26 protein-coding genes are annotated in these 25626 nt (G+C 46.2%); 24 read left to right on the forward strand and 2 right to left on the reverse strand.

The window, feature by feature from the left end; translation table 11 throughout:
* The first annotated feature begins 24 nt into the window (after window positions 1-24).
* The 16 genes from rsgA (at window position 25) to ftsZ (ending at window position 16979) form a co-directional block, all read left to right on the forward strand.
* Window positions 25-903 carry a ribosome small subunit-dependent GTPase A gene (rsgA, locus tag WKT17_RS01240; protein WP_340271794.1) on the forward strand — a complete coding sequence of 293 codons (879 nt, stop codon included), beginning with the start codon at window positions 25-27 and terminating at the stop codon, window positions 901-903.
* 5 nt (window positions 904-908) lie between these two features.
* On the forward strand, window positions 909-1565 hold the full coding sequence (gene rpe / locus WKT17_RS01245; RefSeq protein WP_173747244.1) for a ribulose-phosphate 3-epimerase: 657 nt from the start codon (window positions 909-911) through the stop codon (window positions 1563-1565).
* A complete protein-coding gene (locus WKT17_RS01250) occupies window positions 1565-2218 on the forward strand; it encodes a thiamine diphosphokinase (protein ID WP_173747245.1) in 654 nt (217 codons plus the stop codon). The genes rpe and WKT17_RS01250 overlap by 1 nt, the downstream gene beginning before the upstream one ends.
* A gap of 33 nt (window positions 2219-2251) precedes the next feature.
* Window positions 2252-3349 carry a redox-regulated ATPase YchF gene (gene ychF, locus WKT17_RS01255; protein WP_173747246.1) on the forward strand — a complete coding sequence of 366 codons (1098 nt, stop codon included), beginning with the start codon at window positions 2252-2254 and terminating at the stop codon, window positions 3347-3349.
* Window positions 3350-3360: 11 nt separating this feature from the next.
* Window positions 3361-3531, forward strand: a complete 171-nt coding sequence (locus tag WKT17_RS01260) for an aspartyl-phosphate phosphatase Spo0E family protein (RefSeq protein WP_173747247.1) — start codon at window positions 3361-3363, stop codon at window positions 3529-3531.
* A gap of 245 nt (window positions 3532-3776) precedes the next feature.
* Window positions 3777-4208 (forward strand): division/cell wall cluster transcriptional repressor MraZ, encoded by a 432-nt coding sequence (mraZ, locus tag WKT17_RS01265; protein ID WP_173747499.1) that lies wholly within the window; start codon window positions 3777-3779, stop codon window positions 4206-4208.
* A gap of 18 nt (window positions 4209-4226) precedes the next feature.
* Window positions 4227-5168 (forward strand): 16S rRNA (cytosine(1402)-N(4))-methyltransferase RsmH, encoded by a 942-nt coding sequence (gene rsmH / locus WKT17_RS01270; RefSeq protein WP_291681646.1) that lies wholly within the window; start codon window positions 4227-4229, stop codon window positions 5166-5168.
* Window positions 5169-5198: 30 nt separating this feature from the next.
* Window positions 5199-5681, forward strand: a complete 483-nt coding sequence (locus WKT17_RS01275; protein ID WP_291681648.1) for a hypothetical protein — start codon at window positions 5199-5201, stop codon at window positions 5679-5681.
* A 12-nt stretch (window positions 5682-5693) separates the two neighbouring features.
* Window positions 5694-7850 (forward strand): peptidoglycan D,D-transpeptidase FtsI family protein, encoded by a 2157-nt coding sequence (locus tag WKT17_RS01280; RefSeq protein WP_226853423.1) that lies wholly within the window; start codon window positions 5694-5696, stop codon window positions 7848-7850.
* Between the two features lie 107 nt (window positions 7851-7957).
* Window positions 7958-9682: a peptidoglycan D,D-transpeptidase FtsI family protein gene (locus tag WKT17_RS01285; protein WP_173747250.1), complete on the forward strand. Its 1725-nt coding sequence runs from the start codon at window positions 7958-7960 to the stop codon at window positions 9680-9682.
* A 60-nt stretch (window positions 9683-9742) separates the two neighbouring features.
* Entirely contained in the window at window positions 9743-10702 is a 960-nt protein-coding gene (gene mraY / locus WKT17_RS01290) for a phospho-N-acetylmuramoyl-pentapeptide-transferase (protein WP_173747251.1), read from the forward strand.
* A 25-nt stretch (window positions 10703-10727) separates the two neighbouring features.
* On the forward strand, window positions 10728-12086 hold the full coding sequence (gene murD / locus WKT17_RS01295; protein ID WP_173747503.1) for a UDP-N-acetylmuramoyl-L-alanine--D-glutamate ligase: 1359 nt from the start codon (window positions 10728-10730) through the stop codon (window positions 12084-12086).
* Window positions 12087-12215: 129 nt separating this feature from the next.
* Window positions 12216-13307 carry an FtsW/RodA/SpoVE family cell cycle protein gene (locus WKT17_RS01300; RefSeq protein ID WP_291681653.1) on the forward strand — a complete coding sequence of 364 codons (1092 nt, stop codon included), beginning with the start codon at window positions 12216-12218 and terminating at the stop codon, window positions 13305-13307.
* Between the two features lie 70 nt (window positions 13308-13377).
* Window positions 13378-14631, forward strand: a complete 1254-nt coding sequence (gene murA / locus WKT17_RS01305) for a UDP-N-acetylglucosamine 1-carboxyvinyltransferase (RefSeq protein ID WP_308781703.1) — start codon at window positions 13378-13380, stop codon at window positions 14629-14631.
* An 11-nt stretch (window positions 14632-14642) separates the two neighbouring features.
* Entirely contained in the window at window positions 14643-15614 is a 972-nt protein-coding gene (locus WKT17_RS01310; RefSeq protein WP_294459956.1) for a cell division protein FtsQ/DivIB, read from the forward strand.
* Between the two features lie 192 nt (window positions 15615-15806).
* Window positions 15807-16979, forward strand: a complete 1173-nt coding sequence (gene ftsZ, locus WKT17_RS01315) for a cell division protein FtsZ (protein ID WP_294542871.1) — start codon at window positions 15807-15809, stop codon at window positions 16977-16979.
* A gap of 99 nt (window positions 16980-17078) precedes the next feature.
* On the opposite strand, the gene WKT17_RS01320 is transcribed toward ftsZ, so the two are convergent.
* On the reverse strand, window positions 17079-17951 hold the full coding sequence (locus WKT17_RS01320; protein WP_294459960.1) for a shikimate dehydrogenase: 873 nt from the start codon (window positions 17949-17951) through the stop codon (window positions 17079-17081).
* A 460-nt stretch (window positions 17952-18411) separates the two neighbouring features.
* On the opposite strand from WKT17_RS01320, the gene WKT17_RS01325 reads away from it, so the two are divergent.
* The 4 genes from WKT17_RS01325 (at window position 18412) to WKT17_RS01340 (ending at window position 21350) form a co-directional block, all read left to right on the forward strand.
* On the forward strand, window positions 18412-19278 hold the full coding sequence (locus WKT17_RS01325) for a sigma-E processing peptidase SpoIIGA (RefSeq protein ID WP_294542824.1): 867 nt from the start codon (window positions 18412-18414) through the stop codon (window positions 19276-19278).
* Window positions 19279-19292: 14 nt separating this feature from the next.
* Window positions 19293-20018: an RNA polymerase sporulation sigma factor SigE gene (sigE, locus tag WKT17_RS01330; protein ID WP_173747256.1), complete on the forward strand. Its 726-nt coding sequence runs from the start codon at window positions 19293-19295 to the stop codon at window positions 20016-20018.
* Window positions 20019-20161: 143 nt separating this feature from the next.
* Entirely contained in the window at window positions 20162-21130 is a 969-nt protein-coding gene (locus WKT17_RS01335; protein WP_173747257.1) for an SPFH domain-containing protein, read from the forward strand.
* Between the two features lie 13 nt (window positions 21131-21143).
* Window positions 21144-21350: a hypothetical protein gene (locus WKT17_RS01340; RefSeq protein WP_226853427.1), complete on the forward strand. Its 207-nt coding sequence runs from the start codon at window positions 21144-21146 to the stop codon at window positions 21348-21350.
* A gap of 89 nt (window positions 21351-21439) precedes the next feature.
* On the opposite strand, the gene WKT17_RS01345 is transcribed toward WKT17_RS01340, so the two are convergent.
* Complete coding sequence (locus tag WKT17_RS01345) at window positions 21440-22198, reverse strand: IclR family transcriptional regulator (protein ID WP_291681664.1); 759 nt, start codon at window positions 22196-22198, stop codon at window positions 21440-21442.
* A 198-nt stretch (window positions 22199-22396) separates the two neighbouring features.
* Between WKT17_RS01345 and WKT17_RS01350 the strand changes: the two genes are divergently transcribed.
* From WKT17_RS01350 to WKT17_RS01365, 4 genes are all read left to right on the forward strand, one after another.
* Window positions 22397-23038: a bifunctional 4-hydroxy-2-oxoglutarate aldolase/2-dehydro-3-deoxy-phosphogluconate aldolase gene (locus tag WKT17_RS01350; RefSeq protein WP_173747259.1), complete on the forward strand. Its 642-nt coding sequence runs from the start codon at window positions 22397-22399 to the stop codon at window positions 23036-23038.
* Window positions 23039-23073: 35 nt separating this feature from the next.
* Entirely contained in the window at window positions 23074-24099 is a 1026-nt protein-coding gene (locus WKT17_RS01355; protein WP_173747260.1) for a sugar kinase, read from the forward strand.
* 149 nt (window positions 24100-24248) lie between these two features.
* Window positions 24249-25271, forward strand: a complete 1023-nt coding sequence (locus WKT17_RS01360) for a sugar kinase (RefSeq protein WP_340271795.1) — start codon at window positions 24249-24251, stop codon at window positions 25269-25271.
* A gap of 74 nt (window positions 25272-25345) precedes the next feature.
* Window positions 25346-25600, forward strand: coding sequence for a YlmC/YmxH family sporulation protein (locus WKT17_RS01365; RefSeq protein WP_173747262.1), 255 nt, complete (start codon window positions 25346-25348; stop codon window positions 25598-25600).
* The last annotated feature ends 26 nt before the right edge of the window (window positions 25601-25626 follow it).

Here is a 25626-nt window from a genome sequence, read left to right on the forward strand (position 1 = left end):
TTGTAAAAATATAAGGTAGGTTACATGCAGGGAAGAATCGTAAAAGGAATTGCCGGATTTTATTATATTGCGGCAGAAGATACAGAAACGTATGAATGTAAAGCAAAAGGGATTTTCCGCAAGGAAAAACTAAAGCCCTTAGTAGGAGATTATGTGGAAATCGAGGTGCTGGACCGGGAACACAGGACTGGCAGTATTACGGCTGTGCTGCCAAGGAAAAATACACTGATTCGTCCGGCTGTGGCAAATATTGACCAGGCGCTGGTGATTTTTGCGGCAAAGGAGCCGGGGCCGAATTTCTCACTGTTGGACCGCTTTCTGGTGACGATGGAGCGGCAGGATATTCCGGTGATGATTTGCATAAACAAGCAGGATTTGGCAGAAGAAGCAGAAACACAGCAAATCCGGGAATGTTATGAAGCCTGTGGTTATGAGGTGCTCTTTACCAGCGCCAGCCAAAAAGAAGGCATTGAAACCTTAAAAGAACGTCTGAAAGGAAAGACCACGGCTGTGGCGGGTCCCTCCGGTGTGGGCAAGTCTTCGCTGACGAATCTGCTGGCGCCGGGGATTGAGATGGAAACGGGGGAAATCAGCAAAAAACTGGGGCGGGGACGACATACCACCAGACACTCTCAGTTGATTGCGTTGGGAGAACATACGTATCTCATGGATACACCGGGTTTTACCTCTTTCTATGTGGAAGATATGGAAAAGGAAGAACTGCGGTATTATTTCCCGGAATTTCAGCCCTATGAAGGACAGTGCCGTTTTCAAGGCTGTACCCACACCCATGAGCCGGGCTGTGCGGTGAAGGAAGCATTGGAGCAGGAGAAAATAGGAAAGCAGCGATATGCGAACTACCTGGAAATGTATAGAGAACTGGAAGAAAAAAGGAGGTATTAGGAGGCGTGGAATATAAATTATCACCATCCATTCTGGCGGCAGATTTTGTCAATCTGGGCGCAGATATAAAAAAGGCACAGGAAGCAGGCGCAGACTGGCTTCACATTGATGTCATGGACGGGCAGTTTGTACCGTCTATTTCCATGGGGATTCCGGTTATAGAATCTCTTAGAAAGGCTGTAGATATGTTTTTTGATGTGCATATCATGGCTTTGGACCCCACCCACCTCGTGGATGACTTTATAAAAGCAGGTGCAGATATGATTACTGTACACGCAGAGACCTGCCCCCATCTGGACAGAACTTTACGGCTGATTCAGGAGAAAGGCTGTCGGGCAGGAGTAGCCATTAATCCGGCAACGCCTGTAAATGTGCTGGAGCATGCTATAGAGCTGGCAGACATGGTACTGATTATGACAGTAAATCCCGGCTTTGGGGGACAGTCTTATCTTCCCTACTGCAGCGAAAAGGTGCGTCAGGTACGGCAGGAGGCTGAAAAGAGAGGTCTGGAACTGGACATTCAGGTAGACGGAGGTATAAACAGAGACACTATTTCAGAAGTTCTGGAGGCAGGGGCCAATGTAATTGTGGCAGGTTCTGCCGTCTTTAAGGGAGACATTGCAGCCAATGTAAAAGAACTGAAAGGAATGATGAACGGGTAATGGATACGGTTTTAGTGTGCGGCGGCTGTTTGCAGGAGGAGTTTGCACGAAACGTTATAGAACACATGCATCCCGACTGCGTTATCGGAATTGACCGGGGACTGAATTTCTGCTATAGAAATCATATCCGGCCCGACTATATTCTGGGAGACTTCGACAGCATTGACAAAGAAGTGCTGGCTTATTATGAAAGTCAGCCGGATGTTTCCGTGAAACGGTATCAGCCGGAAAAGGATGCCACAGACACGGCTATCGGCATGGAACTGGCTTTCAAGGCAGGCAGTGACCGGATTTTTCTTCTGGGCGCTACGGGAGGAAGGTTAGACCACTATATGGGAAACCTGAAAACTTTGATTACGGCTTCCAGGCGGAACTGTCAGGCATGGATTCTGGATGAACAGAATGCAATTACTCTGCTTTCCCGATCCGCAGAATTGAAAAAAGCGGAGCAGTTCGGAACGTATATTTCCTTTTTTTCCATGGGAGACTGTGTAAAGGGGCTGACTTTGCGGGGATTTAAGTATCCGCTGACGGATTATACCATGGATAATGCAGACGGCATTGGTATCAGTAATGAAATAGAGGCAGAAACAGCGTCTGTCACCTTTTCAGAAGGACAGGTCTTAATGATTATGTCAAAAGACAAAATTTGAAGATAAAGCAAAAAGTAAAGTGAGGATTTTATTATGAAATTAGGTATCGTGGGACTTCCCAACGTAGGAAAGAGTACATTGTTTAACTCTCTGACAAAGGCAGGAGCAGAATCAGCAAACTACCCTTTCTGTACCATTGACCCAAACGTGGGAATCGTAGCAGTTCCGGACGAGAGACTGAAGCTTTTGGGCGATTTTTACCAGTCTAAAAAAGTAACTCCGGCTGTCATTGAGTTTGTAGATATTGCAGGTCTGGTAAAAGGCGCGTCCAAAGGCGAAGGTCTGGGAAACCAGTTTCTGGCCAATATTCGTGAGGTAGACGCCATTGTCCATGTAGTACGTTGCTTTGAAGATGAAAACGTGGTACATGTAGACGGTTCTATCGACCCGTTAAGAGATATTGAAACCATTAATCTGGAACTGGTTTTCTCTGATTTGGAAATTTTGGAGAGAAGAATTGCAAAGACCACCAAGTCCGCCAGAATGGATAAAGACGCGGCAAAAGAACTGGAATTTCTGAAAGGAGTAAAAGCCCATTTAGAAGACGGAAAGCCTGCGGCAACTCTGGAACTGGAAGATGAAGACCAGGAATTATACATGAAGGAATACAACCTGCTTACCTGGAAACCGGTTATCTATGCAGCCAATGTTTCCGAGGATGACCTGGCAGACGACGGGGCTTCCAATCCTCATGTACAGAAGGTAAGAGAATATGCTTCTCAGACCGGCAGCGAAGTTTTTGCCCTGTGTGCAGAAATCGAACAGGAAATCTCTGAACTGGAAGAAGACGAAAAGAAAGAATTTCTGGAAGATTTGGGAATTAAACAGTCCGGTCTGGAGAAACTGATAGTAGCAAGCTACCGTCTGCTGGGACTTTTAAGTTTCCTGACTGCAGGAGAGGATGAAACAAGAGCCTGGACCATTAAGGTGGGGACCAAAGCGCCTCAGGCTGCAGGAAAAATACACACAGACTTTGAACGTGGATTTATCAAAGCGGAGGTTGTGAATTATCAGGACCTTCTGGACTGCGGTTCTTATGCAGGAGCCAGAGAAAAAGGTCTTGTGCGCATGGAAGGAAAAGAGTACGTGGTGCAGGACGGAGATGTGATTTTATTCCGCTTCAACGTATAAGGAGGGTGCCTATGACCCAGAGTGAACTGAAAGAGAAAATTGAAGAAGTAAGAAAAACTCTTGATACGGCCATTGAAACCAAAGCCGGTTTCGGAAAAATATTGGATATCAGTCAGTCTTTGGACAGATTGATTGAAGAATACATGCAAATGAATACCCAGAGTTGCATGGTAAAGCAGTAGGGGAAAGAAGAGATGGAAGTTTCTGGAAAACCTTGATTTTCCGGGCTTTTTTCTCTTCTTTTTTTGCACAAAAACATATGTTCTCCCTTGCGCATTTCCCATTCTTGGTATAGAATGAACACATAAGTGGTATAAAGTGGTGAAAAGTGGTAGCAAATGGGTGGCTTGTGGCAGAAGTACCCCGTATGGACCATGGAGGAGACGAAGGGGAGATTCGTTTCTTCACGAAAGAAGGTGTCGTTCATATGTTCATGGGAGAGTACAGTCATACAATTGATGCAAAGGGAAGGATGATTATTCCCTCCAAGTTCCGGGAAGAGCTGGGAGAAGAATTTGTACTGACCAAGGGTCTGGATGGCTGTTTGTCAATCTATCCCAATGATGAATGGAAAGCCTTTGAAGAAAAGCTGAAAGCTTTACCGCTTAATGATAAAAATGCAAGAGCCTTCTTACGTTTCTTTGTAGCCAGCGCAACTGCATGTGAACTGGACAAGCAGGGGAGAATTCTCGTGCCGGCAACGCTGCGGGAATTTGCCGGTTTGAACAAAGATGTGGTATTAACTGGAAATCTTACAAGGATTGAAGTCTGGAGTAAGGAAAAATGGTTGGAAAACAGCAATTACGAGGACATGGATGCCATTGCAGAGGGTATGCAGAGTATGGGCATTATTATCTGAGTATGCTAGGAGAGAAAAATGGAATTTAAACACCAATCCGTATTACTGGAAGAAACAGTCGGGAACTTAAGGGTAAAGCCCGACGGAACTTACGTTGATGGAACACTGGGAGGCGGCGGACATTCCTATGCGATATGTCAGCAGTTATCTGCCAAGGGGAGCTTGATAGGTATAGATCAAGATGAAGCTGCAATAAGAGCTGCGGGAGAGCGGTTACAGGAATTCAGGGAGAATGTAACTATCGTCCGCAGCAATTATTGCAACATGAAAAAAGAATTACAAAAGATAGGAATCACATCAGTTGATGGGATTGTTTTAGATTTGGGAGTATCTTCTTACCAGCTGGATAACAGCGAGCGGGGATTTACCTACAGAGAAGATGTTCCTCTTGACATGCGTATGGACCAGAGGAATCCCCGGACCGCAAAGGATATTGTGAACACTTACAGTGAAAGTGAACTGTACCGCATTATCCGGGATTACGGGGAAGATAAATTTGCGAAAAACATTGCAAAGCATATCTGTCTTGCAAGACAGGAAAAGAACATAGAAACCACGGGAGAGCTCACGGAGATTATCAAACGGGCGATTCCCATGAAAATGCGAGCAGTTGGAGGGCATCCGGCGAAAAAGACTTTCCAGGCTATCCGAATTGAGTTGAATCAGGAATTGGATGTGCTGAAGAATACACTGGATGATATGATTGACCTTTTGAATGATGAAGGAAGGATTTGTATTATTACATTTCATTCCCTGGAAGACCGGATTGTAAAGACTATTTTTAAGAAAAATGAGAATCCGTGTACCTGTCCCCCGGGATTTCCGGTGTGCGTATGCGGAAACGAATCAAAAGGGAGAGTGATTACCAGAAAGCCCATTCTGCCAAGTGCAGAAGAACTGGAGTATAACAAACGTTCTAAAAGCGCCAAACTGCGGGTTTTCGAGAGGGTGAAACAGTAACAGGAAATAACCTGACAAGGGGAGAGTTTCATGGCAAGTACAAGGAACCGAAACAAATATGACAACAGAAGAGTGCAGAAGCGCGGGGCGTACTTTGAAGATGGAAACGCTGCGCGCCGTTTGGAAGAGGTACCTGGTCGGCCAAAGAAGAAACTGAGCAGGACGGTACAGAAGAACCGGGCAAAGAGTACAAATATGGGAAAGGGTTATATTGCCTTTCTTACCTTTGTGTGTGCCTTGGCTACAGGTGCCTGCGTGCATTATATCAAATTGACTGCGGAGCTGACGGCACAGAAAAGTGCACAGGCGCAATTAGAATTAGAACTCAATGAACTGAAAGCAGATAATGACGCCTACTACAGCGATGTGATGAGCAGTGTGGATTTGGATGAAATCAGAGACCGTGCCATCAATGAACTGGGGATGGAGTATGCAACAGAAGACCAGATTAAATACTATGTTCCGGGAAACAACAGTTATGTAAGACAGTATCAGGATATTCCGGAAGAATAAGCAGGTGAAAGATTGAGAAAAGACGAGTCAAGACAAAGAAAACTTACAAAAAAGATGAAACTAAAGCTGGCGGGGGTATTTGGCTGTTCTCTGCTGGCTTTAGTTAGTTTATTGGGAGGAATTACCATTATCAATGCCAAGTCGGGAAACCGCTATACCCAGCAGGTGTTGTCCCAGTCCCAGCAGCAGTATACAAATACGACGATTCCCTTTAAGCGGGGCAGTATTACGGACCGCAACGGTACCATTTTAGCCAACAGTGTGAAGGTGTACAACCTGGTTCTGGACTGTGTGGAAATTAACAAGAACCCGGAAAAGTATAAAGAACCTACGAAGGCAGCGCTGGAGGAGTATTTTGGCATTGACCAGGATACAGTCGAAGACCTTTTAACCGGGGATGACACCAAGGCGAGCCAGTATCAGATTCTGCAAAAAGAAGTTACCATGGAAGAGAAGAAGGCATTTGAAGCCTCTTTGGAAATTCCGGAGGATGAGGAAGAGAAGAAGGCTCTGGGCGAGGAGGAAGTGACCCGTCGCCAGAGCGTCCGTGGAATTTACTTTGAAGAAAACTATAAGCGGATTTATCCTTTGGAGAGTCTGGCTTGTGATGTCATTGGATTTACCGACTCAGATGATACGGCAACCTGGGGGCTGGAAGGGTATTACAACAGTACGTTAAATGGCAGCAACGGGCGTAAATTTGGGTATATGGGTGAAAATGAGACACTGGAGCAGACCATTATTGAGGCGGAGAATGGAAAGAATCTGACCACTACCATAGATGCTACGATTCAGGAGATTGTGGAAAAGTATATTTCCGCTTTTGACCGGGCGCTGTCTGCCGGTCCTAATAACAAAAAGAATGCTAAGAAAAAGGGCGCGGAAAATATAGCCGTCATTGTGGAAGACCCCAATACCGGGGAGATTCTGGCTATGGCCAGTTCGGGAACGTATGACTTAAACAATCCCAGGGATTTAACGGGAAGTTATACAGATTTGGAAATCGCAAATATGGACGATGAAGAGACAAAAGAAGCGCTGTTTGCCATGTGGAAAAACTATTGTGTCAGCCAGAACTATGAACCGGGTTCCGTTATTAAACCTATTGTAGTGGCCAGCGCCCTGGAATCCGGCGCCATTACGGAAGACAGCCGTTTTGTCTGCGACGGAGGAGAGGAAATCGGAGAGGACTATGTGCGTTGCGCTGTCTATCCCGACAGCCATGGGGCGGAAAGTGTGGGAGAGGTTATTCAGAACTCCTGCAATGACGGTATGATGGCCATCGGACGGAAAATGGGGGCCAGTCTGTTTCTGGAATATCAGAGCAAGTTTAATTTTGGTACCAGAACCGGTATTGACCTGCCAAGTGAGGAAACGGGACTTCTGTTTTCAGAAGATAATATGTATGAGATGGAATTGGCTACCTCAGCTTTCGGCCAGGGATTTAACTGTACTATGATTCAGGAAATTGCAGCCATGTCTGCGGCAATTAACGGCGGTGTTTATTACCAGCCCCATCTGGTAAAAGAAATTACCGATGAAGATGGAAAAGTTGTGAAAAATATCACTCCTACCATTTTAAAACAGCCCATATCAGAAGAGGTTTCTGCAGATGTGCGGGAATACATGGGTATGAGTGTGGAGAGCGGTACCAGTAAGTCAGCTAAAGTCAAGGGATATTCCATGGGCGGTAAGACTGGTACAGCGGAAAAGCTGAATGAAAAGGAAAAGGGAAACTATCTGGTATCCTTTATCGGTTTTGCCCCTCTGGATAAGCCAGAAGTCATTATCTATACGGTTGTAGATACACCAAACGTGGAGGAACAGGCTTCCAGTACGTATCCTCAGTATCTGTCCCAGGCGATTCTGTCTGAGGTACTGCCGTACATGAACATCTATCAGGACGAGCCGACAGACGAAGAAACCGTACTCTGGGAAGGTTTCTACGGAGTGCCCAAGATGACAGATATCATCAAAGACGGTGTGTCCAATCCATATGGCACCATACTGGACCAGGGCTTCGGTGACGGAGACCCACAGGAAGAAGAGGCCAACAACGAGGAAACAGATGGCATTACCAACGAAGACGCAGGCATTGACGAAGATGACGCCACCTACGAAGAAGATGCCTATGGTATGGAAGACTTGGAAGACCAAATAAGAAGATAAAAAACAGTGTTGCTGCAATTCCTTCGTGCGGCAACACTGTTTTTCGTTCTAAAGAAGAGGCAGGAAATCATATAGTATAGGGATAAGCTGTTTGTCGGGGCTGAAAGTTGAGGAAAAACAGAACCTATCATAAAAAGAAAACCGTGGTAGTCTTTGCTGCCTGTGTGCTGATGCTTATGGGACTTATGGGACGTATGGTCTATCTTATGGTCATCCGTTCAGATTATTATGCGAAGAAGGCAGAGCAGCTTCATGAAAGGGAGCGGGACATTAAGGCGGCCAGAGGCAGAATTCTGGATTGTAAAGGGGAGGTGCTGGCGGATAATAAAGCGGTGTGTACGATTTCTGTGATTCACAGCCAGATAAAAGAGCCGGAAAAGGTTATCCGTATGTTGGAAAAAGAGCTGGGGCTGTCTTACGAAACTGCCAAAAAGAGAGTAGAAACCGTGTCTGCCATTGAACGGGTCAAGACCAATGTGGAGAAAAGTGTGGGGGACAAAATCCGAAGCTATGGGCTGGAGGGCGTCAAAGTAGACGAAGATTTCAAGCGGGATTATCCTTATGAAGAACTGGCCTCCAAGGTGCTGGGGTTTACCGGAGGGGATAATCAGGGGATTATCGGACTGGAAGTAAAGTATGAAGATGTGCTGCAGGGCATTAATGGCAAGATACTCACCACCACAGATGCCAGAGGGGTAGAGTTGTCCGAATTGGGAGAGTATCGGGCAGAGCCGGTGCCGGGGTATGATTTGCACCTGAGTCTGGACAAAAATATTCAGATGTACGCCCAGCAGGCCGCAGAGAAAGTCATGGAGGAAAAAGAGGCGGACGCTGTGTCCATTCTGCTGCTGAATCCCCAGAACGGAGAGATTTATGCCAATGCCAATGTGCCGGAATTTAATTTGAATGAGCCGTTTACTCTGAATACGGATATAGACACTTCCGGTATGACAGACAAGGAACTGCAGGATGCCTGCAACCAGATGTGGAGAAATCTCACAATCAACGATACCTATGAGCCGGGGTCTACTTTCAAAATTATTACCATGGCAGCCGGACTTTCCCAGGGGGTGGTGCACCGGGATGACCGCTTTTCCTGTCCCGGTTTTCGGGTGGTGGAGGACAGAAGAATTCACTGCCATAAAAGAACAGGACACGGGGCAGAAAGCTTTGTGGAAGGGGCCATGAATTCCTGCAATCCGGTGTTTATTGAGGTAGGGCTGCGGCTGGGCGTGGACAATTATTACCGATATTTTCAAAAGTTTGGCCTTCTGGAGAAGACCGGCATTGATTTGCCGGGAGAGGCGGGCACCATTATGCACAAAAAAGAAAATATCGGGGAAGTGGAACTGGCTACCATTTCTTTTGGCCAGTCCTTTCAGATTACGCCTATACAGCTGGCTACCACAGTCAGTTCCCTGATTAACGGAGGAAAACGGATAACACCCCACTTTGGAGTAAGGGTGACAGACCGGGAAGGCAATCTGGTAAAAACGCTGGACTATAAGGAACAGACCGGAATTGTCACGCCCGAGGTGTCAGAAGAAGTCCGCTACATTCTGGAAAAAGTAGTATCTGAGGGTTCAGGAAAGAACGCAGCCATAGAGGGCAGAACCATTGGGGGAAAGACCGCCACTTCCCAGACTTTGCCAAGAAGCGCTAACCGCTATATCTCGTCTTTTCTGGGCTTTACTCCGGCAGATAATCCCCAGGTTCTGGGTATCTGCGTCATCCACGACCCTCAGGGCATTTATTACGGCGGAACCATTGCCGCGCCTGTGATAAAAGACATCTTTGAGAATATTCTGCCCTACATGGGGATTGAAGGTTGATAAATGAAGGAAAAAGCATTATACTAGGAAGAGCAAAAATACATAAAAAAGAGGTGTACTATGACAGATTTTAAAATGGTTGTACCGGTACTTGTGGCGTTTGCCATCAGTGTCATATTAGGTCCCATTATCATTCCCTATCTGCGGAAACTGAAAATGGGACAGACAGAGCGTAAAGAGGGAGTACAGTCCCACCTAAAGAAAGCCGGAACCCCCACCATGGGCGGTATTATTTTCCTTCTTTCCACAGTGGTGACTTCCCTGCTCTATGTAAAAGATTATCCGAAGATCATTCCTGTTTTGTTTCTCACACTGGGATTTGGAATCATTGGTTTTCTGGATGACTACCTGAAGGTTGTGCTGAAGCGTTCGGACGGCTTAATGCCCATGCAGAAAATGGCATGCCAGATTGTGGTAACGGCTGTGTTTGCCTTTTATCTGGTGAAATTTACCGATGTGCCTCTGACCATGAAAATTCCTTTTATTCCGGGACATGAACTGGACTTCGGTATTCTCACCATTCCGCTTATCTTTATTGTAGTCATCGGTACGGTAAACGGTGTAAATTTTACCGACGGACTGGACGGGCTGGCTTCTTCCGTAACCATTATGGTGGCTACCTTCTTTTCCGTTATTGCCATTGGGACAAAGAGCGGGATTGAACCCATTACCTGCGCGGTGGTGGGGGCTTTGATGGGCTTTTTGCTGTTCAATGTGTATCCGGCCAAGATTTTTATGGGAGACACGGGCTCGCTGGCTCTGGGCGGTTTTGTGGCAGGTACGGCGTATATGCTGCAGATGCCACTGTTTCTTTTGATTGTAGGTCTGATATATGTGGTGGAGGTGTTGTCTGTTATGATTCAGGTGACTTACTTTAAGGCAACCCACGGGAAGAGATTCTTTAAAATGGCGCCCATTCACCATCACTTTGAGTTGTGCGGCTGGTCTGAAACCAGAGTCGTAGCAGTATTTTCCATTATCACGGCTGTTTTATGTCTGATTGCGTTAATGGGTGTATAGGAGAAAAATTATGAGTTTACACAAAATGGAATTACAGGGGAAAAAGGTGCTGGTGTTTGGTTCCGGTATCAGCGGAATCGGTGCGGCAAAGCTTCTGGAAGCCGTAGGCGCCCGGGTTGTCCTGTACGACGGCAATGAGAAACTGAAAAAGGAAGAGCTTCAGAAGAAGCTGCCCAAAGGCTCCGCCTGTGAAATTGTACTGGGCGAACTGAGTGGCGAAGTGATTTCCACTCTGGATTTGGCAGTGATGAGTCCGGGAGTACCTCTGGACATTGCGCCTGTGGAGCGTATGCAGGCTGCAGGCGTGCCGGTGTGGGGCGAAGTAGAACTGGCTTACCGCATGGGCGAGGGAACGGTGCTGGCCATTACAGGGACAAACGGAAAGACTACCACCACAGCGCTCCTTGGAGAAATCATGAAGGCTTACGCGAATTCGGTGTTTGTAGTAGGAAATATCGGAAATCCCTATACAGAGGCGGCTTTGTCCATGAATGAAGACAGCTATACAGTGGCGGAAATCAGCAGTTTTCAGCTGGAAACCACCCACACCTTTGCGCCAAAAGTTTCTGCTATTCTAAATATTACAGAAGACCATTTAAACCGTCATCATACTATGAAAGAATATATTCGTGTGAAAGAACTGATTGCAGCCAATCAGACAAAGGACGATTTCTGTATTCTGAATTATGAAGACGAAGAACTGCGCAGGTTTGCAGAACACTGTCCGGCAACGGTTGTTTTTTTCTCCAGTGAGCGAAAGCTGGAAAAGGGCGTGTACTTAGATGGTACGAGGATTGTGCTGAAAACGGACGCAGAAGAGGTGGAACTGGTACGCACTGAAGAACTAAAGCTTCTGGGACAGCATAATTACGAAAACGTTATGGCAGCAGCGGCTATGGCTTACTGCGCCGGGGTGCCCAAGGAAGTTATCCGAAAGGCAGCGTCTGCATTTCGTGCCGTTGCACACCGTATTGAGTTTGTGGAAGAGATTCATGGCGTGGCTTATTACAACGATTCCAAGGGAACCAATCCCGACGCAGCCATTAAGGGCATACAGGCGATGAACCGCCCGACGTTCCTCATTGGCGGAGGATACGATAAAGAATCTTCTTATGAAGAGTGGATTCAGGCCTTTGAGGGCAAGGTAAAGGAATTGGTGCTTATCGGACAGACCAGAGAGAAAATAGAAAAAGCAGCTCACGCATGCGGCTTTTACCATACCATTCTGGCAGACAGCCTGGAAGAAGCGGTGAAAATCTGTGCCGAAAAAGCCCAAAAAGGAGATGCCGTTCTGCTTTCTCCTGCTTGCGCAAGTTGGGGGCAGTTTGACAACTATGAGCAGCGGGGAGACAAGTTTAAGGAATATGTACGCAGCATGCTGTAAGAAAGAAGAGGGGACAGTCAAAAAGGGCTGTCCCCTTTGTTGTGGGGGAAACTTCTTTGGAATACGTCTATCTGTTTCCTGTATTTCATATATTGAAAAGAAGCACCGTCACGAAAGGAAGCATGAAAAGTGGAGAAAGAAAGAAAAAATGCGGGACACCAGGATACAGGGCTTTTGTTTCTGGTTCTGCTTCTTCTGATTTGCGGTCTGGTGTTTCTCTATAGTACCAGTGCGTATAACGGCAGAGTCAAATTTCATGATTCTGCCTATTATTTTAAGAAACAGTTATTTGCCACTTCCCTGGGGCTTATGGGAATGTATCTGGTTTCCTGTATGGATTATCACATCCTGGTGCGGTTTGCCCCCTTTTTTTATCTGGTATCGCTGGTTTTGTCCCTGGCTGTTCTCTTGTTCGGAGATGAATATAATGGCTCAAAACGGTGGCTTTCTATAGGTCCGCTGTCTTTTCAACCTTCCGAATTTGCCAAGGTGGCGGTCATACTGCTTCTGACCCATGTGATTATCCGCAGTGCGGAACAAAAGCAGGGAATTCTTCATATGGCAGGCACAATGATGCTTTTGCTGCCCATTGTGGGGCTTGTGGGAACGAACAATTTAAGTACTGCTATTATTATTCTGGGAATCGGAGTTATTTTAATTTTTGTATCCAATCCCCGCTACCTGCCTTTTCTTGGTATCGGAGCTGTGGGTGTGGTGTTTATCGGAATCTTTCTGGGCATGGCAAGCTACCGTCTGGAGCGGCTGGCTATCTGGCGGAATCCGGAGGCTTACGAAAAAGGATTTCAGACTATACAGGGGCTGTATGCCATAGGCAGCGGCGGGATTTTCGGCAGAGGGCTTGGCAGCAGTCTGCAAAAGCTGGGATTTGTGCCCGAGGCCCAGAATGATATGATTTTTTCCATTATCTGTGAGGAAACGGGGCTTGTAGGAGCCTGCCTCCTGATTCTGCTGTTTGGGCTGCTTATCTGGCGTCTCATGGTTATAGCCACCCATGCAAGAGATTTGAGCGGCGCTTTGATTGCAGCAGGGATTATGGGGCATATGGCCATCCAGGTGATTTTAAATATCGCAGTAGTGACCAATACCATTCCCAACACGGGAATTACGCTGCCCTTTGTCAGCTATGGAGGGACGTCTGTGCTGTTTCTTCTGGGGGAGATGGGGATTGCGCTGTCTGTGAGTCGATACGAAGAACCATGACTTTATGCACATTGTTCGTCAGGCCGCATAGAATACAGTATGAAAGTCTTTGAATCTGAATATAAGAGGAGTGTATGGCTTGGCTGGAATTAAAATTACAGGCGGAATTCCTTTAAGTGGTGAAGTGAAAATACAGGGTTCTAAAAACGCGGCACTGCCAATGATGGCTGCCGCTCTTTTAAATAAAGGAGTTACCGTGCTCCATGGCTGTCCGAAAATTGCAGATGTTTTTGTTATGGAAGAAATTTTAAAGAAACTGGGGGTAAAAGTCATCTGGGAGGGGCATACCCTTTTGCTGGATGCAGAACAGGTAACAGGATATGAGGTGGACCGGAAGCTGGGATGTCAGATGCGTTCCTCCATTGTCCTGCTGGGAAGTCTGCTGGGCCGGTGCGGCCAGGCCTGCGTGCCCTATCCCGGCGGCTGCGTCATTGGGAAAAGACCTGTGGATTTGCATTTGGCGGCTTTAGAGGCTATGGGGGCAGAATTTCAGGAAGGAGAAATGCTGTGCGCCAGAGCAGGGAAAAGGCAGGAAAGCAGATATCATTTTCCGAAAAGCAGTGTGGGGGCTGCGCAAAATGCCATTCTGGCCGCGGTATGCGCCCCGGGAATCACTTGGCTTTCCGGTTGTTCAAAAGAGCCGGAGGTCAGCTGGCTGTGCCGTTTTTTGAACCAGGCCGGGGCGAGGATAGAAGGTGTGGGAAGCCAGCAGCTTAAAATTACCGGGGTACGGAACCTTCATGATACGGAATTTCAGGTGCCTGCAGACCGGATAGCAGCAGGAACTTATGTGTGTGCCGCCGCCATTACCCGTGGAAACTGCATATTGGACCAGGCGCCGGTGGAGGAAATGGGGGCGCTTTTAGCTGCCTATGAGAAAATTGGTGGACAATATACCTGCAACAGTGGTAAACTGATTCTGTCAGGTCAGAAGGCGGATGGCTTTATCCCTTATCTGCAGACCGCCGTGTATCCGGGGTTTCCCACGGATTTGCAGTCTGTGTTTCTGGCAGTGCTTGCAGCCGCCAGAGGAGAAAGCTGTCTTGTGGAGACCGTGTTTGAAGACCGCTTTAAACCGGTGTACCAGCTGCAGAGAATGGGAGCAGATATTTCTGTATGCCAAAACTGCGCCCGGATTCGGGGAGGCGTTCTTCTGGGAAATAAGGTTTGGGCTGAGGAACTGCGGGGAGGCGCGGCGCTGGTGCTGGCGGGCTTGGCCGCCAGGGGAGAGACTTATGTGGAGAACCGCCATTACATTGAGCGGGGCTATGAAGATATCTGCAGAGATTTGGCGTTATTGGGAGCGCAGATTTTCAAAGACTAAAGGGGAAGTTTATGAGTAAAAGAAGCATACGCAGAATTGTGACAGAAATCATTGTCATAGGAATCCTGATTTTTCTGATTGTGTTTTGTGTGGGATTCCGCGTTACAAAAGTAGAAGTAAAGGGTAATCAGTTTTATTCGGATGAGGAAATCAAGAAGATGGTGCTGGATGTGCCGGCGGCCAAAAACACGCTGCTGGCAGAACGGTTTATCAACACAGAGGAAAAGACAAAAGAGGAGGCGCTCATTGAACGAATAACCATTAAGAGGAAGAAATGGAATACGCTGGTGCTGCAGGTCAGGGAAAAACAGATGATTGGCTATTTCAGTCTCAACGGTCAATGCCTGAATTTTGACCGCCAGGGCGTAATTCAGATTATTACAGAGGAACCCATTGAAAATGTACCTCTGATAGACGGGCTGAATGTAAAAGAGGCCAAGCAGGGGGAGAAGATAAAAGGAATCAACAAAAAGAGACTGAACACCATTTTAAGTGTAGGGAAAATGCTGGAAAAGACCGAGCAGAAGCCGGACCGTCTGGTGTTTAATGATCTGAAGCAGCTGGTACTGTATTACGGTTCTATTGAAGTCAATATGGGAACCGATGAAAATATGGATGAAAAGATGAACCGCCTGATTGGAATCCTTCCGCAGCTGGAAGGTATGGAAGGTGTCCTTCATCTGGAAAATGTAACAGAAGACACAGCCAGTGTTGTATTTGACAATGCAGCAGAAGAGAACAGCGAAACAGGACAGAGTGCAGAGGAGGAAAATACGGACACAAACACTTCCGAGGAGGAAGACGGTCAGGATATTTCCGATGCGGACAGCGGAGAGGGAACAGACAGCACAGACCAGGGGGAGGATTCCCAGAATTCTGACAGTCAGGACAAAGACACAGAAGACAAGGGCACTTCTTCAGAAGGTGATTCCGATACCGGAACGGATGTGGAATACAGCGACGGTTCTGATTCAGCAGGCTGACGAAAGTTTGATAAAAAAGGGGGATAATTCTAAAAAAGGTCTAAAAAATTTTTAAAAAGTGAATTTACCAGTTGATTAATTTAAAAAAAGCATTTATTATATATCTATATGTATATTATGAAAGAAAATGAATGTGATACACATTTCAAGCCATACAAGGGAGCTAAAGGAGGAAATACCGTGTTAGAAATTATGACAAACGAGGCTGAATCATCTGCAAAGATTATCGTTGTAGGTGTAGGTGGAGCTGGAAATAACGCAGTAAACAGAATGGTGGAAGAAGCCATCGGCGGAGTGGAATTTATTGGAGTCAATACAGATAAACAGGCGCTTACATTATGCAAAGCACCCACAGTGATTCAGATTGGTGAAAAGCTGACAAAAGGTCTGGGTGCAGGCGCAAAACCGGAAATCGGTGAAAAAGCTGCGGAAGAAAGCATCGAAGAAATCAGACAGGCCATCCAGGGAGCGGATATGGTGTTTGTTACCTGCGGTATGGGCGGCGGAACAGGAACCGGCGCTGCACCGGTAGTTGCCGGAGTGGCTAAGGAAATGGGAATTCTGACCGTTGGTGTTGTGACAAAACCTTTCCGTTTTGAAGCAAAAACCCGTATGAGCAATGCTCTTTCCGGAATTGAAAAATTAAAAGAAAATGTAGATACACTCATTATTATTCCAAACGATAAACTTTTGGAAATCGTTGACCGCCGTACTACCATGCCGGAAGCTCTGAAGAAAGCAGACGAAGTCCTGCAGCAGGCTGTACAGGGCATTACAGACCTGATTAACCTGCCTGCACTGATTAATCTGGACTTTGCAGACGTACAGACTGTTATGATTGACAAAGGTGTGGCTCATATTGGTATCGGTGAAGGCAAGGGCGATGACAAAGCCATGGAAGCTGTTCAGCAGGCGGTATCCAGTCCTCTTCTGGAGACAACCATCCAGGGCGCATCACACGTTATCATTAACGTATCCGGAGATATTTCTCTTATGGATGCCAACGATGCAGCAACTTATGTACAGGATTTGACAGGCGAAGATACCAACATTATTTTCGGTGCCCTGTACGATGATAAAGAAGCAGATTATGTAAGAATTACGGTTATTGCAACAGGCCTGGATGATGAGACAGCCAGAAAAGCAAGTGTGGAAAGAAATAAGAAAGCAGCGAAGACAACAACAGTAAGACCAGTAAGACAGCAGGCTGCACCGCAGCAGCAGGAGCCGGTACAGCAGCAGACAACAGGCTACCAGATGCCAACCTTCCAGCAGCCGACTTTCCAGCAGGCGCCAACTACTTTTACCAGCAGTGTGCCGAAAAAAGACATTCAGATTCCTGACTTTTTGAAAAACAGAAGATAAGAGAGAATAAAAGAAGACCGCAGATTTTTAGGAAAGATTCCTTGAAATCTGCGGTCTTTTGTGTTGTGGCAAATGATAAAAGGACAGATACAGGAGGGGTTAAAAATCGGTCTGCAGGTATTCCCTCACCTGCTTCATAGGCATTTCCTGTCCTGTCCAGATACGGAAAGCTTCGGCCCCCTGATACAGGAGCATACCGTATCCGTTAAAGGTTTTGCAGCCGGCCTTTTTTGCCAGGGATAACAGGCGGGTTTCCCAGGGATTGTAAATGATATCTGCTACGGACAGGGCGGCAGGAAAGGCAAAATCTTCAGGCAGAATACAGGTATCCGGGCGGGGAGCCATACCCACAGAAGTAGCGTTTACCAGAAGTGTGCTTTCCCGGACTGCATGTTCCAGTGTCTGCAAATCTCGGATATCGTGAATCTGGAACTTACAGCCTGTTTCCACAGAAAGGTTTTCTGCAAGGGCTTCCATTCTGGACAGGTGGGAGCTGGTGCTTCTGAGAAAAATATGCATGTGTGCCACGCCGTCCAGGGCCGCCTGGGCACAGATTGCCGTGGCAGCGCCTCCGGCTCCCAGAAGAGTCATGGTTTTCCCTTTCATCTCAAGACCCTGTTCTGCCACAGAGCGCATAAATCCAATGCCGTCTGTGTTGTGTCCGATAAGCCGCCCGTCTCTGTTTTCTACGGTGTTTACCGCCCCGATGAGCCGGGCTGCGCAGGACAGCTCATCCAGATGTTCCAGAACTTTATTTTTATCGGGCATGGTTAAGTTAAAACCTTTCACATTCAATGCGCGAAGCCCCTGTACGGCATCCTTTAATCCCTGCTCTTTCACGTCAAAGCACAGGTATACATAGTCCAGGCCAAGAGACTGAAAGCTGTAATTGTGCATAAGCGGGGAAATGCTGTGGGCAACCGGGCTGCCCAGAAGTCCGGTAAGTCCGGTTTCTCCGGTAATGTGTATCATAAGAATATTCCTCCTCCTGTATCTTCCATTGCTTTATGAAAAGTTTAAAGTGAAACTGCGTCGCTGTCAAGTGGAAAAGAGCAGGAAACAGTGTGGGCAATGTTGGAGACAATAAGCGACAATTTAGGAGAAATTCCGCTGCTGTTTACCTTCCCCATCCCAGGGGAGGGCGGCTGCCGGGAATTATGTAGGAAGATTATGTAAAGCTGGCTGTAATCCCTCAAAACAGAAAAGACGGTGGTAACCATGTCCATGGGAGAAGTGCGTATGACCAGTCGCTTTCCGGGAAAAATTGACATAAAACAGGTAACATAAGGTAAAAAAAGCGGCATTGCACTGTCGAAAAGATTTTACAGCCAGGCAAGCCGTTTTGACAAAATCAGCACCCCCAAACCTCTATAATGGACAGTACTTATTCCAGATAAGTAGAAGAGTCCCTGCAGAGGCTAGGGGGTGTTTTGTGTACTGCGAATTTTACATAGATGTGTTTTTCGCGGTGAATCTGCTGATGGATTTCTGGGTGCTGTGTCTGACCAATGTGCTGCTAAAGGGCACTGCCAGCCCTTTGCGTGCTTTTTGGGGCGCTGTTTTTGGGGCACTTGGAATGTGCGGCTTTCTGGTATTCTCAAGAGAAATCCACACAGCAGGACTTGTGATTTTTTACAGTATCAGCGTATTGGTTATGGTGCGTACAGGCTGCGGTTTCAAAACCCTGAAGAAGCTGCTGGCCGCAGGTGCCGCTTTTTTTGGAGCCTCCTTTCTTCTGGGCGGAATCCTGCTGTTTGCAGAGCCTTTTTTGAAAGAGAAAGAACTTCCGTTTTTGTTTATCACAACTGCCGCTTACCTGATTTTATACACAGGCATAAGACTCTGTAAATACTTAAAAGGAAAAAGCAGTCTTTCGTGCGACGTAAAACTTGTGCTGAAAGACAGGGAAAGAAAAGTAAAAGGACTGTATGATACGGGAAACTGTCTGCTGGATACGCAGACAGGAAAACCAGTGTGCGTGATGGAATACAGCAGTTTTGAGGGACTGCTGGACAGAGAACAGAGAGAAGCACTGGAACACTTTTGTGCCATGAACCTGGAAGAAGGAAAAGAACAGATGGGCAAAGGGCTGGAAGAACTACAGCCCAGGTTTGTGCTTTATACCAGCGTGGGCTGCCAAAGAGGGCTGCTTCCTGTTGTGACGGCAGAAAGCATGACCGTATATACAGAGGACGGGGAAAAAGAGATAAGGGGAGCGCCCATAGGGCTTTCTCGGACGTCCCTGTCCTTAGACAGGCGTTTTCAAATGATTATAAATCCCGGTATTTTAAAGAGTTGAGAGGAGTATGAAAAATGGATGTTTGTGCAAAAAGAGGGTTTTCGTTTACTGGTTTTACCGGAATCTTACTGCCCAGGGGGAATGAGATTCACTATATTGGCGGTGCAGAAGTGCTTCCTGCTCCCTTGCCTGCAGAAGAGGAGGCCGTGCAGCTTGAAAAATTGCAAGGGGAGAAAAGCGAGGCTGCCAAAGCCTGTCTTATTGAACATAATTTAAGACTGGTGGTCTATATTGCCAAGAAATTTGACAACACCGGGGTGGGGGTAGAGGATTTGATTTCCATAGGTACCATTGGACTTATTAAAGCTATTAATACCTTTAATCCTGTGAAAAAAATCAAGCTGGCCACTTACGCTTCCCGGTGCATTGAGAACGAAATTCTCATGTACTTGCGGCGAAACAGCAAAACGAAGCTGGAAGTTTCCATTGATGAACCTTTAAATGTGGACTGGGACGGCAACGAACTGCTGCTGTCGGACATTTTGGGAACCGATGAGGATGTGATTTACCGGGATATTGAAAGCGAAGTGGAGAGGAAACTGCTGGGAAAAGCCATTGGAAAGCTGACGAAGCGAGAGCAGACCATTGTGCGGCTGCGCTTTGGCATTAATATGCCGGAGGGAAGAGAGAAGACCCAGAAAGAGGTAGCAGACCTGCTGGGTATCTCCCAGTCTTACATATCCAGACTGGAAAAGCGGATTATGAAAAGACTGAAAAAGGAAATTGTGCGGTACGAATAGAGAAGATAAAGGGAAAAGGCTGTTTCTGTGAGACGGCCTTTTTTTCGTGAAACGATATTGACAGAGAAAAAATTTGGTGATATATTGATGATATCAAAATGATATCAAATTAAATCGAGCTGACGAAGCGAGGAGGATGACCTATGAGTGAAGAAAACAAAGGGAAAAACGAGATTCAGAAAGAAAAGGTGTTGCAGGCGAAATCAGGTTTTGGTATGCTGATACTTGGATGCATACTGGCGGCAGCCGGAATAGGAGGGTTTGTCTGGGGAGCGCTGCTCTGTGACAGAAATGGGGCAGAGGTACTGGGAATTGCTGCTATAATAGCAGGAACTTTGGCATTTTTGGCAGGTATCCTAATCCTGTGCGGACTGAAGGTTATCAATCCCAAAGAGGCCCTGGTGCTGGCTTTGTTTGGTAATTATTACGGAACCTTGATGAAAGAGGGCTTTTTCTGGGTGAATCCTTTTGTTACAGCGATTAATCCCACGGTAAAGGCAGCAGCCAATGGCAAAAGCGTCAACCGTAAGGTATCATTAAAAACCATGACACTGAACAATGAAAAGCAGAAAGTAAATGATGAGACCGGAAATCCGGTGGAAATCGGGGCTGTGGCTATCTGGAAAGTGGTGAATCCCACAAAAGCAGTGATAAACGTAGAAAATTATAAAAGCTATCTTTCCATTCAGTGCGATTCCATCATCCGAAACACAGCCAGAAAATATCCATATGATGCCGCAGAGGGAAAGGATGAAAAATCTTTAAGAGGAAGCAGCCAGGAAATTGCGGATATCATGTGCAGAGAACTGCAGGAGAAAGTGGAAAATGCAGGCATTAAGATTCTGGAAGTCAGAATTACCCATTTGGCGTATGCGCCGGAGATTGCCTCTGCCATGCTCCAGAGACAGCAGGCGGCAGCCATTATTGACGCCCGTCAGAAGATTGTAGAAGGCGCTGTGGGAATGGTAGAAATGGCTTTGGAAAAATTAAGTGAAAATGAGATTGTAGAACTGGATGAGGAGAGAAAAGCGGCTATGGTCAGCAATTTGCTGGTGGTACTGTGCGGCAATAAAGATGCACAGCCCATTGTCAACAGCGGCAGTATCTATTAAAAAATAAAAGGCGGTGAGACACATTCTGGAAAACGAAAAGAAACCAAAGGGAAAAGAAAAAGCAAAGAAACAGGTACCTTTAAGACTGTCAGCGACCCTGTGGAATGAAATTGCCCAGTGGGCGGAGGACGATTTTCGTTCTATGAACGGCCAGATAGAATATCTGCTGACAGAATGTGTGAAATATAGAAAAAAGCACCAGAGAAAAGAGGACGAATAAAAAAGAGCCATATGGGAAACGTATGCAGAGAAATCAGCAAGTGTTTTCCATATGGCTCTTTTTATGCACTGCGTACAGACGGCTGATCCTTAGCGCATGGCTGCAACAATTTCTTTTTTGATATGCAGCACAATTTGGGACAGTTCTTCAATACGCCGGTCAGACATTCGCGCCACCGGGGCGGAAATGGAAAAGGCATATTTGGGCCTTCCCTTAAAGTCAGGAATGCTGACTGCGATGCAGCGCACACCAAGTTCATTTTCTTCGTCATCTAAGGCATATCCTTTTTGCTGAACCTCTTTTATTTTCTCGAAAAATTGGGTATAATGAATCATAGTATGAGGTGTCAGTTTCTGGATTTGGCTGTTGTCCCAGATTTCTTTGATTTGGGTTTCCGGCATGTCCGCGGCCATGGCTTTTCCCACACCGGAACAGTAAAGGGGAATCCGGCTGCCCACCTTGGAAACCATGCGGATGGAATTCTGGTAGGATTCCTCTTTGTAAATATACACGGCATCCAGACCATCCAGTTGTACGAAGTGAACCGTCTCTCCGGTTTCCTCAGACAGCTTCTTTAAGAAGGGGCGTACGGTCTCCAGAATGTCCATATGGCTCATCAGCTTGTTAGATAGAGTCAGAAGCTTAAAGGACAGGGCATATTTTCCGGTTTCTGCGTCTTGTTTTACATAGCCCATGTAAATCAGGGAACTGAGCAGACGGTGTACCGTGCTTTTATTTAACTCAAGATGGCGGCACAAATCTGCCAGAGCTGCAGGCCCGGTTTCAGCCAGGGTTTCCAGCACCAGAAACAGACGGTCAGCCACCTGAATAGGGTTTTTATTTTCCATGATAATTCTCCCGGTTTTCTATATTGACATTGACGCTATTGTAACACTTTCAAAAGATTGTGGCAACAGGAGATTTTTTTCGATTTTCTGCTTGACATTTTTTTACACCGTAGTATAATGCAAATTAAAGAAATACCACATGACGAAACGACATTTCACGATATGAAACACTGAGCAATTATGAAGGAGGAACAAGCAATGAGCACAGTTGCAGAAAAAATCGCAGAATTAGGTGTAGTACCGGTAGTTGTATTGGAAGATGCAAAAGATGCAGCACCTCTGGCAAAAGCATTAGTAGAGGGCGGACTTCCATGTGCTGAGGTTACATTCCGTACTGCAGCAGCAGAAGAATCCATTAAACTTATGACAGCAGAATACCCGGACATGTTTGTAGGAGCAGGTACAGTTCTGACTATTGACCAGGTAGACCGTGCAGTGGCAGCAGGCGCAAAATTTATTGTAAGCCCTGGATTTGACCCTGAAATCGTAGACTACTGTCTGGAGAAAGAAATTCCGGTATTCCCGGGCTGCATTACTCCATCCGAAGTAGCACAGGCGGTTAAGAGAGGCTTAAAAGTCGTAAAATTCTTCCCGGCAGAACAGTTCGGCGGCGTTGCTACCATCAAAGCGATGGCAGCTCCTTATGTAGGTCTGAAATTCATGCCTACAGGCGGTGTAAACGCAAAGAACCTGGAAAGCTACTTAGGCTGTGACAAAATCATTGCCTGCGGCGGAAGCTGGATGGTAAAAGGCGATTTAGTAAAAGCAGGAAAATTTGATGAAATTAAAGACCTGACAGCAGAAGCAGTAAAATTAGTTGCTGAAATCAGAAATAAATAAGAACAAGGGAAAAAGATTAAAGGAGATTAATACAAATGGCAAAGAAAGTAATTACTTTTGGTGAAATTATGTTGAGACTGGCTCCGGAAGGATACTACCGTTTCGTACAGGCAGAAAACTTCGGCGCAACATACGGCGGAGGAGAAGCAAACGTTGCTGTTTCTTTAGCAAACTACGGATTTGACGCAAAATTCGTTACAAAACTTCCAAAACACGAAATCGGACAGGCTGCTGTAAATTCTTTAAGAAAATACGGCGTTGACACAACAGATATCGTGCGCGGCGGCGACAGAGTAGGTATCTACTTCCTGGAAAAGGGCGCTTCCCAGAGACCTTCCAAAGTTATCTACGACAGAGCAGGTTCTTCTATTGCAACAGCCACAACAGCTGACTTTGACTGGAAGAAAATCTTCGATGGTGCTGACTGGTTCCACTTTACAGGAATTACACCGGCCTTAAATGACGAAGTAGCCAACATCTGTCTGGAAGCTTGTAAAGCTGCAAAAGAAGCAGGACTTACTATTTCCTGTGACTTAAACTACAGAAACAAACTGTGGTCCAAAGAAAAAGCAGGACAGGTTATGGGTGAAATCTGTAAATATGTAGACGTATGTATCGCAAACGAAGAAGACGCAGCTGACGTATTCGGTATCAAAGCAGCAAATACAGACGTTACAACAGGTACTGTAAACCACGAAGGTTACAAAGATGTTGCAAAACAGTTAGCAGACCGTTTCGGATTCCAGAAAGTGGCTATTACACTGCGCGAATCTTTATCTGCAAATGACAACAACTGGTCTGCAATGTTATATGATGGAAATGACTACTACTTCAGCAAAAAATACAAAATGCACATTGTTGACCGTGTAGGCGGCGGAGATTCTTTCGGCGGCGGACTTATCTGTGCATGCTTAAACGGATACGATGCACAGGCTACAATCGAATTTGCAGTAGCAGCATCTTGTCTGAAACATTCTATTGAAGGTGACTTCAACATGGTTTCCATGGACGAAGTTGCAAAACTGGCAGGCGGAGACGGTTCCGGACGTGTTCAGAGATAATTAACTGCATATTTAAAATGAAAAACCCTTATTGCCATTAGGGAACATATTTCATAGAAATGAGGGGCGCCGCATTAAGTTCATAAAATATCTGGCTTAAAGCGGCGCTCTTCGTCTGTAAAAAAGTTAGTTCAGGAGGTAAGCAGAACATGAAAAAGGATTTTGACTTGTTGTCACTGGGGGAAATTTTGCTGCGTCTTTCTCCGCCGAACAATGAGAGAATTGTAAGAGGAGAAACTTTTCAGAAACAGGTGGGAGGAGCGGAATTAAACGTGGTTTCCGGTGTCTCTCTTCTGGGACTGCGCACCGGCATTATTTCCAAGCTGCCGGACAATGCATTGGGCACATATGCCAAAAACCGTGTGCGTTTCTGTGGTGTCAGTGATGATTATCTGGTTTATGACGAAGACCCGGACGCAAGACTTGGGATTTATTATTATGAAAACGGGGCGTATCCCAGAAAACCCAGTGTCGTATATGACAGGCGTCATGCTTCATTTTGCAAAATTACAGTGAAAGATTTGCCGGAGGATATGTTTGCTTCCGCCCGCTGTTTCCACACCAGCGGCATTACGCTGGCTCTTTCCGAAAATACCAGGGAAAATGCAGTGGAGATGATTAAAAAGTTTAAAGAAAACGGCGCAATCATTTCTTTTGACGTCAACTTCAGAGGCAATCTATGGACAGGAGAAGAAGCCAGGGAGTGCATTGAGAAGATTCTGCCTTATGTGGATATTTTCTTTTGCTCAGAGGAGACAGCAAAGCTGACCTTTTTAAAGGAAGGTGATTTGCATTCTGTTATGAAGAGTTTTACCCGGGAATACCCCATTTCCATTGTAGCTTCTACCCAGAGAGTGGTGCACAGCCCTAAGGTACATACCTTTGGCTCTGTGATTTATAATGCAAAAGAGGACAAGTTCTACGAAGAGGAACCGTACCACAACATTGAAGTGGTGGACCGTATCGGCAGCGGAGACGCTTATATTTCCGGTGCGCTGTATGGACTTCTGGCTCATGATTTTGACTGCCAGAGAGCGCTGGAATACGGAAATGCTACCAGTGCAGTGAAAAATACCATTCCGGGAGATTTGCCTTCCTGTGGATTAAATGAAATTGACCGTATTATTAAGAATCACAAAAATACAGGGATTCAGTTGGAAATGGACCGCTGATTTCTTTTTTGTGTGTTGGAAAGCCCTCTGTATTCATAGGATACATTAAGACCGTGAATACAGGGGGATTTTTTATGCGTGTCTGTGAATTAAAGCAAAAAGAAGTGATTAACATCTGTACCTGCAAGAGTCTGGGATGTCCGCTGGATGTGGAATTTGACTGCCGCACGGGACAGATACAAATGCTTATTGTGCCGGTGCAGGGGAAGATGTGCGGCCTCTTTGGCTCCGTCAGTGAATATGTGATTCCCTTTTCCTGTATCCGCCAGATAGGGGAGGACATTATTTTGGTGGAAATACAGGAGGAAAAGTTTTTGAGAAAAGAGTAAGAACAACTTGTGAATACGTGCGTACA

The organism is Blautia sp. HCN-20427, assembly GCF_037890365.1.
Classification (GTDB): domain Bacteria; phylum Bacillota; class Clostridia; order Lachnospirales; family Lachnospiraceae; genus Blautia.

Bases quoted from the DNA above. Each gene is read 5' to 3' on its own strand.
- rsgA (WP_340271794.1), top strand. From the start codon at position 25: ATGCAGGGAAGAATCGTAAAAGGAATTGCCGGATTTTATTATATTGCG.
- WKT17_RS01250 (WP_173747245.1), top strand. From the start codon at position 1,565: ATGGATACGGTTTTAGTGTGCGGCGGCTGTTTGCAGGAGGAGTTTGCA.
- ychF (WP_173747246.1), top strand. From the start codon at position 2,252: ATGAAATTAGGTATCGTGGGACTTCCCAACGTAGGAAAGAGTACATTG.
- WKT17_RS01260 (WP_173747247.1), top strand. From the start codon at position 3,361: ATGACCCAGAGTGAACTGAAAGAGAAAATTGAAGAAGTAAGAAAAACT.
- mraZ (WP_173747499.1), top strand. From the start codon at position 3,777: ATGTTCATGGGAGAGTACAGTCATACAATTGATGCAAAGGGAAGGATG.
- rsmH (WP_291681646.1), top strand. From the start codon at position 4,227: ATGGAATTTAAACACCAATCCGTATTACTGGAAGAAACAGTCGGGAAC.
- WKT17_RS01275 (WP_291681648.1), top strand. From the start codon at position 5,199: ATGGCAAGTACAAGGAACCGAAACAAATATGACAACAGAAGAGTGCAG.
- mraY (WP_173747251.1), top strand. From the start codon at position 9,743: ATGACAGATTTTAAAATGGTTGTACCGGTACTTGTGGCGTTTGCCATC.
- murD (WP_173747503.1), top strand. From the start codon at position 10,728: ATGGAATTACAGGGGAAAAAGGTGCTGGTGTTTGGTTCCGGTATCAGC.
- WKT17_RS01310 (WP_294459956.1), top strand. From the start codon at position 14,643: ATGAGTAAAAGAAGCATACGCAGAATTGTGACAGAAATCATTGTCATA.
- ftsZ (WP_294542871.1), top strand. From the start codon at position 15,807: ATGACAAACGAGGCTGAATCATCTGCAAAGATTATCGTTGTAGGTGTA.
- WKT17_RS01320 (WP_294459960.1), bottom strand. From the start codon at position 17,951: ATGATACACATTACCGGAGAAACCGGACTTACCGGACTTCTGGGCAGC.
- sigE (WP_173747256.1), top strand. From the start codon at position 19,293: ATGGATGTTTGTGCAAAAAGAGGGTTTTCGTTTACTGGTTTTACCGGA.
- WKT17_RS01335 (WP_173747257.1), top strand. From the start codon at position 20,162: ATGAGTGAAGAAAACAAAGGGAAAAACGAGATTCAGAAAGAAAAGGTG.
- WKT17_RS01345 (WP_291681664.1), bottom strand. From the start codon at position 22,198: ATGGAAAATAAAAACCCTATTCAGGTGGCTGACCGTCTGTTTCTGGTG.
- WKT17_RS01350 (WP_173747259.1), top strand. From the start codon at position 22,397: ATGAGCACAGTTGCAGAAAAAATCGCAGAATTAGGTGTAGTACCGGTA.
- WKT17_RS01355 (WP_173747260.1), top strand. From the start codon at position 23,074: ATGGCAAAGAAAGTAATTACTTTTGGTGAAATTATGTTGAGACTGGCT.
- WKT17_RS01360 (WP_340271795.1), top strand. From the start codon at position 24,249: ATGAAAAAGGATTTTGACTTGTTGTCACTGGGGGAAATTTTGCTGCGT.
- WKT17_RS01365 (WP_173747262.1), top strand. From the start codon at position 25,346: ATGCGTGTCTGTGAATTAAAGCAAAAAGAAGTGATTAACATCTGTACC.